The sequence below is a fragment of the Streptomyces sp. NPDC002784 genome, assembly GCF_053592135.1.
Window position 1 is genome coordinate 1 of the sequence record NZ_JBSFVD010000057.1, and the last position, 12,133, is coordinate 12,133.

Consider the following 12,133-nt stretch of genomic DNA (forward strand, 5'->3'; position numbering starts at 1 on the left):
ATCGCCCTGCTGCATCGCTGCGTTCCGCTGGTGCCGCCGGGCCACCACGACCGCGGCCGGGTCTTCAACAGCCTGGGGCAGCGGTTGTTCACGATCGCACAGAGCACGGATTCCCCCGAGCCCGTGGCCGAGTCAGTGCTCGCCTTCCGCGAGGCCGTGGCATCGACGCCGCATGGCGACAGCATGCGTCAAGTGAACCAGTTCTTTTTGGCGGTCCAGCTCGGTGAGCACTTCGAGCGGAGCGGGGACCGGGACGCGCCCGTCGAGGCCGTCCAGGTGGCACGCGAGGGCTACGCCACCGTCCCGCCCGGCGACGAGCTCCGCCCCGTGTTCCGGACGGCCCTGATCACCTCGCTGCGGCATCTCGCGGGCGCCACCGCACACGTCGAACCGCTTCAGGAAGCCGTCGGCCTCGCGCGCGAGGCGCTGTCCGAGGCCAGCAGTGCCTCCGAGCGTGCCGGGGCACAGTTCGATCTCGTACGCGCTCTGAGGGCACTGCACGACGCGACGACGGACACGCGACTGCTGGTCGAGGCGGTCGAGTTGAGCGAACAGTGCCTCGCGGCCACACCGAGGAGCGATCCCGAGTTCAACACGCGTCGGACACGGCTCGCATCCGCCGTCAGGCTGCTTGCCCAGGACCGCAGGGACCCCGACCTGATGCGCCGGGCCATCGACCTGATGCGGGCGACGATCGAAACACCCTCGGCCGCCGACGAGCATGCCGACACTCTCATCGACCTCATTCAGTCGCTGGCTTCCCTGTATGCCATGACCAACGATCAACTCGCGCTCAGGGAGGCGGAACTAACCGCCCGCACGGCCGTGGCTGCCGCCCCCGAACCCGGCCCTTGGCGCACAGAGGCACAATTCTCCCTGGCAGCGATCCTGTTGTACCGCTCCAGCGTGGACGCGCGCGGCACGGACGCCGTAGCACTGCATGAGGCGCTGGGGCTGTTACAGCACGTGGCGGCCGCCACACCGCCCAACCACCGGGAACGTGGCGATCGGCTGTGGTATCTGGGCGTCACCCTGCGCGACCTGGCCAGGCACGGCGACGGCGACAGCGCCGCGTGGCGGCGTCAGGCACGGCATGTCTTCGCCGAGGCCGCGTCCGCCGCCGGACCGCCCAGCGTACGGATCAGAAGCTTCCAGCACCTGGGTGCCATGGAGGCCGCTCTCGGTGACCCGCACGCCGCACTCGCCGCCTACGAAGCGGCAGTTGCCCTGCTGCCACAGCTCACCCCCGACTGGCTGTCCTACAGGGGCAACGTCATCGGGCTCCGACAGATCGAGGGACTGCCGAACGGTGCCGCTGCCGCCGCGTTGGAGCTCGGCAGGCCGGAACGGGCTTTGGAAATCCTGGAGTTGTCGCGGGGGCTTCTGCACGGCCGGACGCTGGAGGCCCGTGACATCAGGTTGCTGCGGCACCGGTCACCCCAGCTCCATGCCGAGTTCCTGCGGCTGCGCACCGCCCTCAACGCCCGTGCCCGCGAAGGGAACGACGGGAACTGGGACGACCTGATGAGCCGGATCAGGAGCCTCGACGGCCTGGAAGGCTTCCTGCGGGCGCCCTCCGCTGAGGCGCTGCGCCACCACGCCGAGCAGGGCCCTGTAGTGATCGTGAACATCGCCGAGCGCCGCTGCGACGCACTCATCCTGCGGGCGGACGCCGAACAGCCCGTCCTGGCGGTCCCGTTGACCAGCCTGACCCAGGCCGACGTCATCGCTCACCTCCTGCGCCTGGCTCGTGCCGTCTACGTTGCCCCGAACGACCCGTCGCTGCTTGCCCGTCGGGACGCCCAGCGGGACCTGGACGAGATCCTGCGCTGGCTGTGGGACCGCGTCACCGCACCCGTGCTCGACGCGCTGAGCCTCACCGCCCCGTCCTCCAATGCGCAGCCTCTGCCCCGCATCTGGTGGTGCCCCGTCGGCCTGATGGCGTACTTCCCGCTCCATGCCGCCGGCCATCACGACAGCGGCGGGAAGGCGACGGTGATGGACCGGGCCGTCTCCTCCTACACAGCCACCGTGCGCGCCCTGGCCGACCGGATCAGTTTCCCGGCGGCCGGTACGGCCCCGCACACGCTGGTCGTGGCGGTGCCCGACGCCGAGAACGCCCCCTCGCTGCCGGGCGCGGCGGCAGAGGCCGCTGCCCTCACGGAACTGCTGCCCAACGCCCTGGTCCTGTCCGGCGCGCAGGCCACGTACGAGAACGTCGTCCGCGCGCTGCCCGCCTGCCCCGTCGCCCATTTCTCCTGCCACGGCCTCACCTCCTGGGACAATCCCGGCGCCGGCATGCTGCTGCTCCACGACCACCTCGTCCGACCGCTGACCGTGGAACACCTTTCCGCCATGGAACTGCCCTACGCAGACCTCGCCTTCCTGTCCGCCTGCAGCACCTCCAACACGCACCCGGACAACGCCGACGAGCCACTTCACATCACCGGGGCCTTCCAACTCGCCGGATACCGACGTGTCATCGGCACCCTCTGGCCGGTCAACGACACCACCTCGGTGGAGATCACCCGCGCGACCTACGTCGGCCTCGCCCACGGCGGCAGCGCCCCACCCCGCACCGAACTGTCGGCCCAGGCGCTGCACCGGGCCGTACGCGCCCTGCGTGACCGGTATCCGGCCAGCCCGTCACTGTGGGCCGGGTATGTCCACGCCGGTCACTGATGGGCGCGAGCCCTATGTCGAGTGGGGAAGGACGGCGACGCGGAGTGCGGCCGGCGCCATGATGGCGGCGGCCCACCAGAAGGCGGCGACGCAGCCTTGGACGGCCGCGCTATGCGTGATGGCCGTGTGGGTGGCGGCCCGGCTGGCGGTGACGCTGGCCGTGATGGTGTTGAGCAGGGCCTTACCGATGGAGCCGCTGACCTGCTGCGAGGTGCTGGTCATTGCGGAGGCGACGCCGGCGTCCTGGGGCCGGATGCCCTGGATGGCCAAGGTCATGGCGGGCAGGAACGCGGTGCTCGTCGCGATGCCGAGGAGGACGGTGGCGGGCATGATCAGTGCCCAGTAGGAGCTGTCGACGGTGAGCCGGGTCAGCAGGAGCATGCCGATGGTGGTGACGGCCGGGCCGGGGACCGTGAGGCGGCGGGCGGGCGCCCGGGTCATGATCCGGACGCCGATTTGGTTGGCGCCGATGAACCGGGCGGCGATCTGCGGCAGGGACGCCACGCCGGTGAGTGAGCAGCTGCGAGTAGTCCTTGACGAGCTGCAGGTAGTGAAGAGACGGTATTCGATCCCTGCACTCTTCCACCTGAGTTCGAGAACGAGACAGCTGGCGGGAGGACGTGCCTGTAGCCGGGACGCGCGGTCGATCAAGAAGCTTTCCCGCGTCGTGCAACTCCCGGCCCAGAGCGGTCACGTAAGAGGTGGGAGCAGTCGACACGCCGATCTTCGGTCACCCACAGAGACGCACCCCGCAGTCCGTTCGCGACCGTCCGTATTGGATCTAGTGCATTGAGTGATGTTCTCTTTATGGTCAAAGCGTCGCTAACACCGTCTCCTTGGAGGATTCGTGGCACGCTTCCGGACTCGTCTGGCCCTGCTCGGGTCGGCCGCAGCTCTCACCGCCGGCGCCGTCGTCCCCGTGCAGTTGGCCGGGGCGCAACCCGCCGCCGCGGCGGCCTACGAGTGGGTTGCCCTGGGCGACTCCTACACCGCCGGGGTCATCCCGGCCGCCGGCGACACCTTCGAATTCCCGCGCGACGGCTGCGAGCGCACCGACCGGTCGTATCCGCAGGTCATCGACCGCGACCTCGGCTCACTCTTCGACCTCACCAACGTCAGCTGCGGCGCCGCCACCATCGAAGACATCACCTTCAAGCCCCAGGAGCCGATCGGCCGTCACCTGCCGCCCTTCTCCGAGGATCCGGACTACCCGTTTCCCCCGGTGCCTCCCCAGTCCGAAGCAGTAGGTCCCGGCACCGACGTGATCACCGTCGGCGCAGGCGGAAACTCCCTCGGCTTCGGCGACATCCTCCGGACCTGCCTGGAACTGGGGGCGGGCAGTGGAGGCGAGGGCACCCCGTGCAAGGACGCCCTCGCCGACGACATCACCAGCCGCCTGAGCAAGGTCAGCCAGGACTACGACGACATGCTCGACGCGCTCCACGAGCGGGCCCCGCGTGCCAAGATCCTGGCCGTCGGCTACCCCACCATCGTCCCCAAGGACACCTCCAAGTGCCGTTACAACGACCTGGAGCAGTTCGCCACGATCACCCAGGGCGACCTGGACTGGCTGCGCCGGGACCTCCTGGAGCCCCTCAACAGGACCATCGAGAAGTCAGCCGACGCACAGGAAGCCGCCAGCTTCGTCGACCTCTACGACTCCTCCCAGAACCACAGCGTCTGCGACGCCGACAAATGGGTGGAAGGCTTGCTCCTCCTCCCTGACCAGGTGACTTTCGTGCACCCCAACGCCCTCGGTCACAAGAACGCCGCCGAACACGTCGAATTCGCGATGTTGAACAGCATCGGCGTGAACTGAACCGCACCGGTCCGGCCTAAGATCCCCCAACACACTGGCCTCCGGCGACAGCCGGAGGTCAGTCCTTCGCTCCAGACAAGCGCCTCCTGTTGCGGTCGACTTGTTCGTCGCCTTCACGGCACACGCGCTGCATCCGCAGCCGAACCGGCGCGAACGGCTGCTCGGCGGCAACACCGCTTACACCACCGCGCTCTGACGAACTGTTTCCCCAGAGTGCGGATCCGCGTCCGGGTGCGCAGCGGCTTCGCCGTATGGGACGTGTGTGTGCCGAGTCAGTGCGCGCTGACGACCGTAAGAGCCCGGCGGTCGCGGAACGCGCACGCGGTACGCCTCGGGTGAGGTCGTCTCCGAGGAAGGCGGGCGTCATGGCCTGGCAAGGAACGGCGGGAACGCCGCTTTCGCGATGCTGCCCTTCGTCACCCTCACCACGGTCTTCGGAGCGCCGATCACCCCCTCCGGCAGGGAGAGGGTGAGGAGATACAGACCTGGTTCCACATGGGCGAAGCCGAACCAGCCCGAGCCGTCGCTGAGCCGCGTGGTCTCCTGGCCGTCACCGGTGAGCGGGACGAGCGTCACCGGTACCTGGTCCAGCGGGCCGCCGCTGCGGAGCAGGAGCCTGCCGGTCACGTGCCCGTCCTGGGGTGCCGTCTTCCACGGCATGCCGGGCACCGCCGCCTCGTCCCTGAACGGCGCGTCCTCGCCCTGCGTCAGCGCCAGTTCCAGCTTGGCCCGCTCGGCCGCCAGGCCGTTGGCCGCCACGTCCTTGCTGGGGGCGGCGTAGGAGTAGCCGCTCCAGCCGGCCGCGGTGTTGCCTGCCGCGCTGGGCCTCAGCGCCTCCCTGACCTGGCTGAGCGAGTCCGCGACGCCGTTCAGGTACAGCGCGGGTCCGTTGACCGCCTGCCGCTCGCCCTGGTGGTCGGCCAGGAACTCGGACCACTCGGAGAACATCCGCGCCTGGTCCGGATTCCAGTTGCGCTTGTAGTTCATGGTCACGGCGGTGTCCATGATCCCCTCGTCCAGCCATCCCGCCCAGTCCTGAAGGACCTCGGCGTACGTGCGTGTGGCCCGCCAGCCGCCGACCGCCTGCGGCCCGTGTCCGTAGGTGATGGCGTCCATCGACAGGCGGGCCCGCGGGTCGACCTCCCAGACTCCGAGATAGATCCTGCGCACCAGCTGGGTGACCTGGCTGCGCCGCCAGTCGCTCCAGGCGGTGTCGGACGGGAGGGGTACGTCCGTCCGGCCCGTCGCCTGCTGGAAGCGGGCAAGGGACACGGCGTTGTAGCCCCAGTCGCTGTGGGTGGTGGTGGAACTGCCGTCCGGGTAGCGGACGTAGTCGAGGTTGACGCCGTCCACGTCGTAGTTGCGCACGATGCTCTGGATGCCGCGGACGATGTAGTCGACCGCCGCCGGATGGCCGGGGTCTACATAGGCGTTGGCACCCACCAGTTCCTGGCCGTTGGCCTTCTTGTTGAGCCAGCGGTCGGCTCCGGTGGCGTTTGGGCCGTGCTGGTTGAAGACGTGATCCGGGGAGCGGGGCGGGGTGCTGCTGTTCCACATGGTGTTGACGTTGACCCAGGCGTGCACCTGCAGTCCGGCCGCGTGTCCCTGTCGGATCACTTCCGCCAGCGGGTCGTAGGGCTCCGGGGCGATCGCGGCGTCGGTGCGCGGGTACAGGGCGTTGTTGCAGAAGCAGTCGTACCGCCGGGCCGTCTGCACGATCAGGACGTTGGCGTTGACGTCCAACGCGTCCTCGACCAGGGCCGTGACCTGCGCGGGTGTGTAGATGCCCGGGTTGAACGCGTCCACCCAGTAGCTGCGCCACTGGGCCGGTGCCGCCGCGCCGTCGTCGGCGCGGGCGTGGGCGGGCGACGCGGTGAGTGCGCCGAGGAGCAGGCCGAGGCCCGCCGCCAGGGTCGTGAGTACGCGAGGCAAACGCATGTCGAGGTGTCCCCCCGTAAAGGTCGTCGGCTGCGGGCGTACGTCGTGCGAAGGCGGTGGGGCCTGGCCGGCTCTAGCCGAACGTGGCTCCCCAGGTGGCCGGTCCGACGACGCCGTCCACGCTCAGTCCCCTGCGCGACTGGAAGTTGCGGCAGGCGGAGTCGGATCCCGGGCCGTACTGGCCGTCCACGGTGAGGGAGTAGCCGTGCGCGCTGTTCATCCGGTACTGCCAGGTCGCCACGCTGGCGTGCACGAAGGTCGGCGGCTGGCGGAAACTGACGCCGGGGTAGGGCAGGGGGCCGCCGCCGGGGTTGACGTCGCCGCTGAGCACCCTGGCGTACAGGTTGCCCGGGCAGGCGGTCGCGTGGTGGTCCCGGTGGCCGGTGATGGCCCGCGCGGCGCCGCCCGACACCCGCAGGCGGTTGATGCCGTGGCGGACGGCGTCGATGAGCCCGGCGGTGATGGTGTCGTAGTTGCTGCTGGTGCCGCCGGTCAGCGCGCAGACCGCGTACCAGTCGTCGTTGCCCTGCGTGGTGCCCTGGGCGGCGGTGCGGACGTACTCGCCGCGGCCTTGGAAGACGTAGCCGTGGACGCAGGCGAGGTGGCTGTAGGCGATGTCCGACCAGCCGTTGTCGTCCATGTGGAAGTTCTGGATGCCCCGTACCTGGGCGGCGCAGTCGGCGTGGTTGGCCTTGGCCACCTTCACGGCGTCGACGTGGTGGACGACCACACCGCCTTGCGCTGGGGTGATGTCGCTGCTGACGCTCCTGGGCGCCCTGGCGCCCCATTGAGAGCGGGTGACGAACGTGGCCATCAGCTCCGCCCTCCCCGGTCCAGGGCGCAGTTGACGGCGGCGTTCAGGGGTTCGGCGTGGGCGCCGCGCGCGGCTTCGGGGCCGTGGACGGCGCCGGGGTGGCGGGGGTGCGTGACGATGGGGAGTTCACGGCGTCCTGGCGGGAGAGGGGTGTCGGCACGCGCGGGTCCGGAACATATGGCGGGCAGCGCGAACGCACCGGCGGCTGCCGCCAGCAGCGCCGTGCGGCGAGACGGGCCGTGGGTCAACGGTCCTCCAAGGGGTGGGGAGGTACGAGCAATTGTTGATACGTTGACAGGTTCCAGTCAAGACGGCGGTAGCCGTCGTCCGACGTACCGGCATGGAAGCTGTTCCGCTGTTAATGGCCGGCCGTGGATCGACTGGCGGCGCTGGCCCGTGGGGCGACTCGGTTGCACCCGCGCACCGGTACTCCTTTCCCGTGCGACAGCTCAATCGGCGCTCTCACCGTGGGGCAAGCCACGCCACACGGCCTTGGTGAGGTCGAGGAAGTGCGCGTGTGCGGCGTCATGCGCGGATGGGGGAGAACTGAATGCGGATCAGCCGATCCGCGACCTATAGCCACACGGCTGCTGGTGGGGTGGGCTGCCGCGTGGGCCGGTGGTGGCCTGGGGGAGAAAGGCGTATCGCGGGTATCACCGTTGATGCGGAGACGTCAGGGCGCTCCAGATCCTTCGAAAGTGCGGTTTGGTCCTCGGCGGGGGGCATGGGCCGGTGTCGAACTGCTTGCGGGTGTTCTGCGGGAGGTGCAGGGGGTGTCGGCCGGCTGGGTGTTGCGATGAATGGTTGTGCGCTGCCGCAGAAGGTGGGGAGTGTGGATGTGAAGCAGTTTGGTCGGCGTGCGCGGGAGCGCTGGCAGACGAAGAGCTCCTTGAGGTGTGCGCGGACGGCGGCCTGGAAGGTGGGGTCACGGCCCACGTCTCCGGTGCGCGTCTCACGGGGGATGTTCCAGGACCGGTCGATGTAACGGAATGCGGCCGCTGTGACCGGGTGGGCTGGTTCGGCAGCGTCCCGGACCACCTTCATGGTGGAGTCGTCGATCAGGCCGTCCTGTCGCAGCAGGCGGACGGCCACCTCGGCCGCGCGATAGGAGTTGCGTTCCAGGTCGCGGGGCTGGTGGTCGGTGGAGCACAACCGTTCGCCGGCGCTCAGCAGCTCCGCGTGGTAGATATCGAGCCCCGGCCAGGCCCGCACCTGCAGGATCCCTCGGGCCTCGACCGAGCGCCGCCACAGCCGTATCAGCCACATCGCGACGTTCAGGCCGCCAGCGAGACCAGGCAGGTCGTCAGTATCCCCATGGAAAGACGATCGGGGAGGGCGCCCACCGCCCACAAGACCCGTGGTCGCTCGCGGACCTGCCCGGAACGACCGGCGGCGCCTTTTCGGGCCTGGCGGCCGCTGCCCGCACGCGCGGCTGCTGGGCTGGCTCTCGCGCAACACGCAGCGGTCGACGGCGCCTTCGACCAACGCCCACCACCGCCACTGCGAACGGTTGCCTTCTCCGTAGTCCGCCGAGCATCTGTGAGCAATTCGCTTTACTGGGAGCGCAGTTGGGTGCCCGTGATCCCTCGGGCCCATCGGTCGGTGCTGGGACAACGTGCTTGCCGAGTCGTTCTTCCCCACCGTCAAAGGGGAGTGGCTCGAGGCCGCCGCTTGGCCCAGCCGGTCGGCAATGGGCCAACGACCACCCAGGTGTTCACGGCCATGTGGTCGACCAGGTGCGGGCCGAACAGATCGCGGCCCGCATCTTTGGCCTGCTGTTCGCCCCCTGACGTGGCGGGATCAGGACAGGACGGCGGCTCCGTCCTCACCGTTGTCGGGCAGGGCAGCCTGATGGCAGGCACGCGGGGACACCGAGAGCCCTTGCATTCTGTACCCAGGTACAGGTTTACCGTCGAGGTGTCTTCAGCTGGAGGACGTAATGACGGGAGAGCGCGATGACTGACATGGACTGGGTTCCGCCGCGGTCCTGCACCCTGCCTACCGAAGAGCGGCCGTTGCGGGTGGCGGAATGGGACGGGCTGTTCGCCGAGCGGCTGAAGGAGCTCTCCCGGCCCGGGCCGTTGCGACTGCTCCTGGACCTGGGCAGTGACAACAGCGCCGACGGGCGGGTCCGTGAGCTGGTGGAGAAGGAGAGCGGCTGCTGCTCGTTCTTCGCCTTCACCGTCACCGCTGACACCGGGACCTTGCTGCTGGACATCTCGGTGGAGGAGGTGCACGCGCCGGTCCTGGATGCGCTGGCTGCGCGGGCGGGCGCTGCCGGTGAGGGAGCGCCGCGGTGAGCGGCGACCTGCTGCGCAGCGGGCAGGTCGCCGAGGCGGCAGGGGTGAACATTCAGACCCTGCGCTATTACGAGCGGCGTGGCCTGCTGGAGGAACCCCAGCGCACCCCGGGCGGTCACCGTCTGTACGGGAGTGAGGCGGTGACCGCGCTGCTGGTGATCAAGGCCGCCCAGCGCCTGGGCTTCACTCTGGATGAGGTGGCCGAGCTGCTGGAAACGGGCCGCCACCGCCACGGCCGCCCGGTCCCCGGGCTTCAGCAGCGCGCGGCCGCGAAGCTCGCTGAAGTCGACGCGAAGATCGAAGACCTCACCATCATCCGTACCGCCTTGGTCGTCGCCGTCGACGCGGGCTGCGACGACCTGACCGTGTGCGCGTCCAGCGCTTGCTGTCCCATCCCCTTCACCGACCTCGCCGAGGAGAGCCGCCATGCCGGACCCTGCTGCTGACCCCCGCTCCCACAGGGCCCCGAAGACGCTCGGGGGCCTGGCAGCCCTGGCCTGCGTGGCGTGCTGCGCGCTGCCGATCCTGATCACAGCGGGTGTCGTCGGGGCCGGCGCCGGGGCGATGGTGGGCTGGCCGCCTGCCCTCGCCGTCGTCCTGGCCCTGCTCGCCGCCGGAGCCTGGTGGTGGGGCCAGCGCCGCCGCCCGTGCTCCTGCGGACCGAACACCGCAGGTGAGGGTGGATGCGGCTGCGAGACCGCCAAGGACCCGCTGAAGATCACCGACACGGTCCGTCGGTAGGGTCAGCCAGCATGACCGTCGCACGTTCCGTTGCCCTGTTCGTTGTCGCCGCGCTGTTCGAGATCGGCGGAGCCTGGCTGGTGTGGCAGGGCATCCGCGAGCACAAAGGCTGGATCTGGATCGGTGCCGGAGTAATCGCCCTTGGGTTCTACGGTGTCGTCGCCACCTTCCAGAGCGACGACAACTTCGGACGGATCCTCGCCGCGTACGGCGGCATCTTCGTTGCCGGGTCGATTGCTTGGGGGATGGTCGCCGACGCCTACCGCCCCGACCGCTTTGATGTCATCGGCGCGCTGGTCTGCCTCGCCGGCATGGCTGTGATCATGTATGCGCCCCGCAGCCGCTGATCGCTTCCACTCATCTCCGCCACCCCGGTGACCGGGCTGCGTATATGCCATGGGACGCCGGAGCTGCACGCAGTGCACGGACCACAGAGGTGCCCTCCGCCAGCCGCTGGCGCAGGAGCTCGTTCTCGGTCGCGGCTCCCCGAAGTTCCGTGAGCTCGCGTACCTGCTTGCGCAGCCGCTGCTCGCTGGGGTATCGCCGCGGGGGGCGGACCTTGTCGTAGAACTCGTTCTTGAGGTCGGTGTGGTGCTGGCAGAGCGCGTTGCGCGGGACGCGTGGCACCGGCGTCCTTGCTGGCTCAGACCTGCGAGGTCTGGCTGTCGAGGCCGCAAAGGATCGGGTCGGCCTGCTGGAGGGAGTGGAAGTCGGCTTCGCCTGCGGCGGAGACGTTGGTCGAGGTCTGTCCGGCGTCGGTGCTGCGGATCAGGCCCAGATGCGGTGAGGTCGCGGCGGGGTCGGTCGGTGAGGGGTGACCGCTGCTAGGAAGGTCCGCGGGCCGGTGACGGTGAAGCCCAACGTCCTGGTAGCGGCCGGCGATCCGTACAGCGTCGGTGGGGGTGAGGCGGAAGGCGCCGAGGTGCCCGGCGGCGTACACAGTGCCGTCGGCCGGATCGACGCCGAGACCGTGCAGGTGCCCGGGTCCCCGGGGCAGCGTCGCTCGTCGCACCGGCCCTGCCCTGCGCCGACACTGTTTCGGGACTCGAGTAGGCGTCAACAGCATGGCGCCGGTCGTCACGGCGGCCGCGCACGCGGCTATGCGGAAGCGGATGGTCATGTATTGGTCCAGAACGGTTTGGAGGGGAAGGAGGGCTGGCTGGCCCGGGGGCGGGCAGCCGCTGCCCGTCCCCGGGGGTGTGGTGCTGCGGCTCAGCTCTTGCCGAGGAGGGTGTTCATCCGGGCGATCTCCGCGCTCTGCGAGGTGATGATCTGACCGGCCATGTCCTTGGCGGGCTGGTAGGTGCCCTTGGCCTGCTCGGTCTTGGCCATGGCCACGGCGCCTTCGTGGTGCTTGACCATCATCGTCAGAAAGGCGGTGTCGAACGCCTTGCCCGAGGCCGATTCCAGTTGCTTCATTTCTTCGGGCGTCATCATCCCGGACATGTCGTGCCCCTCGTGGCCTTCGTCCTCGGCCGGGACCTGCTCGCCCCAGGAGGACAGCCAGCCGGAGAGGGTCTTGATCTCCGGGTCCTGGGCCTTCTTGATCTCTTCGGCCAGCTTCTTCACGTCAGCCGACTCGGCGCGCGTCGCGGCGAGGTCGGCCATCTCGATGGCTTGACGGTGGTGGGGGATCATCCCCTTGGCGAACGCGGTGTCGGCGGTGTTGTGGTCGCCCTGCTGCGCTGGGGCGGAGGCGGACGGGGAGGCGGCGTTGTGCCCGTTGTGGGCCGAGCCGCTGTCGTTGCCGCCGCAGGCGGCGAGTACCAGGGCGGCGGAGGCAGCCGCGGCCACGGCGGTGGCGCGGCGGATCAGGGAACGCTTGGGGCTCATGGTGCA

The 12,133-nt window shown here is 69.5% G+C and carries 11 protein-coding genes; 6 read left to right on the plus strand and 5 right to left on the minus strand.

Translation table 11 applies throughout. The features are described from left to right. Positions 1-2,682, plus strand: a 2,682-nt coding sequence (locus ACWD1Z_RS35375; RefSeq protein WP_451124687.1) for a CHAT domain-containing protein, incomplete at its 5' end; no start/stop codon positions are given. Positions 2,683-2,694: 12 nt separating this feature from the next. On the opposite strand, the gene ACWD1Z_RS35380 is transcribed toward ACWD1Z_RS35375, so the two are convergent. Further along, entirely contained in the window at positions 2,695-3,186 is a 492-nt protein-coding gene (locus ACWD1Z_RS35380; protein WP_451124689.1) for a hypothetical protein, read from the minus strand. Between the two features lie 343 nt (positions 3,187-3,529). Between ACWD1Z_RS35380 and ACWD1Z_RS35385 the strand changes: the two genes are divergently transcribed. Then, entirely contained in the window at positions 3,530-4,501 is a 972-nt protein-coding gene (locus tag ACWD1Z_RS35385; protein ID WP_451124691.1) for an SGNH/GDSL hydrolase family protein, read from the plus strand. Between the two features lie 363 nt (positions 4,502-4,864). Here ACWD1Z_RS35385 and ACWD1Z_RS35390 read toward each other — a convergent pair whose 3' ends face one another. Both ACWD1Z_RS35390 and ACWD1Z_RS35395 read right to left on the minus strand, forming a co-directional pair. Then, positions 4,865-6,439 (minus strand): family 10 glycosylhydrolase, encoded by a 1,575-nt coding sequence (locus tag ACWD1Z_RS35390; protein WP_451124693.1) that lies wholly within the window; start codon positions 6,437-6,439, stop codon positions 4,865-4,867. A gap of 73 nt (positions 6,440-6,512) precedes the next feature. Then, positions 6,513-7,253: a peptidoglycan recognition protein family protein gene (locus tag ACWD1Z_RS35395; protein ID WP_451124695.1), complete on the minus strand. Its 741-nt coding sequence runs from the start codon at positions 7,251-7,253 to the stop codon at positions 6,513-6,515. A 1,955-nt stretch (positions 7,254-9,208) separates the two neighbouring features. Here ACWD1Z_RS35395 and ACWD1Z_RS35400 point away from each other — a divergent pair. The 4 genes from ACWD1Z_RS35400 to ACWD1Z_RS35415 are packed head-to-tail and all read left to right on the plus strand — an operon-like array spanning position 9,209 to position 10,641. After that, positions 9,209-9,553, plus strand: a complete 345-nt coding sequence (locus ACWD1Z_RS35400; RefSeq protein ID WP_451124697.1) for a hypothetical protein — start codon at positions 9,209-9,211, stop codon at positions 9,551-9,553. Next, positions 9,550-9,999 (plus strand): MerR family transcriptional regulator, encoded by a 450-nt coding sequence (locus tag ACWD1Z_RS35405; RefSeq protein ID WP_451124699.1) that lies wholly within the window; start codon positions 9,550-9,552, stop codon positions 9,997-9,999. Before ACWD1Z_RS35400 ends, ACWD1Z_RS35405 begins: the two co-directional genes overlap by 4 nt. Beyond that, complete coding sequence (locus ACWD1Z_RS35410) at positions 9,980-10,294, plus strand: hypothetical protein (RefSeq protein ID WP_451124701.1); 315 nt, start codon at positions 9,980-9,982, stop codon at positions 10,292-10,294. Before ACWD1Z_RS35405 ends, ACWD1Z_RS35410 begins: the two co-directional genes overlap by 20 nt. An 11-nt stretch (positions 10,295-10,305) precedes the next feature. Then, the gene (locus ACWD1Z_RS35415; protein ID WP_451124703.1) at positions 10,306-10,641 is read left to right on the plus strand and encodes a YnfA family protein; all 336 of its coding nucleotides are present in this window, start codon (positions 10,306-10,308) and stop codon (positions 10,639-10,641) included. 296 nt (positions 10,642-10,937) lie between these two features. Here ACWD1Z_RS35415 and ACWD1Z_RS35420 read toward each other — a convergent pair whose 3' ends face one another. Further along, on the minus strand, positions 10,938-11,306 hold the full coding sequence (locus ACWD1Z_RS35420; protein WP_451124705.1) for a hypothetical protein: 369 nt from the start codon (positions 11,304-11,306) through the stop codon (positions 10,938-10,940). Positions 11,307-11,506: 200 nt separating this feature from the next. Further along, positions 11,507-12,127: a DUF305 domain-containing protein gene (locus tag ACWD1Z_RS35425; RefSeq protein ID WP_451124707.1), complete on the minus strand. Its 621-nt coding sequence runs from the start codon at positions 12,125-12,127 to the stop codon at positions 11,507-11,509. Positions 12,128-12,133: the final 6 nt, after the last annotated feature.

What these genes read in the sequence shown, in the direction of transcription:
- ACWD1Z_RS35410 (WP_451124701.1), top strand. Translation starts at nt 9,980, where the DNA reads ATGCCGGACCCTGCTGCTGACCCCCGCTCCCACAGGGCCCCGAAGACG.
- ACWD1Z_RS35415 (WP_451124703.1), top strand. Translation starts at nt 10,306, where the DNA reads ATGACCGTCGCACGTTCCGTTGCCCTGTTCGTTGTCGCCGCGCTGTTC.
- ACWD1Z_RS35425 (WP_451124707.1), bottom strand. Translation starts at nt 12,127, where the DNA reads ATGAGCCCCAAGCGTTCCCTGATCCGCCGCGCCACCGCCGTGGCCGCG.
- ACWD1Z_RS35395 (WP_451124695.1), bottom strand. Translation starts at nt 7,253, where the DNA reads ATGGCCACGTTCGTCACCCGCTCTCAATGGGGCGCCAGGGCGCCCAGG.
- ACWD1Z_RS35400 (WP_451124697.1), top strand. Translation starts at nt 9,209, where the DNA reads ATGACTGACATGGACTGGGTTCCGCCGCGGTCCTGCACCCTGCCTACC.
- ACWD1Z_RS35390 (WP_451124693.1), bottom strand. Translation starts at nt 6,439, where the DNA reads ATGCGTTTGCCTCGCGTACTCACGACCCTGGCGGCGGGCCTCGGCCTG.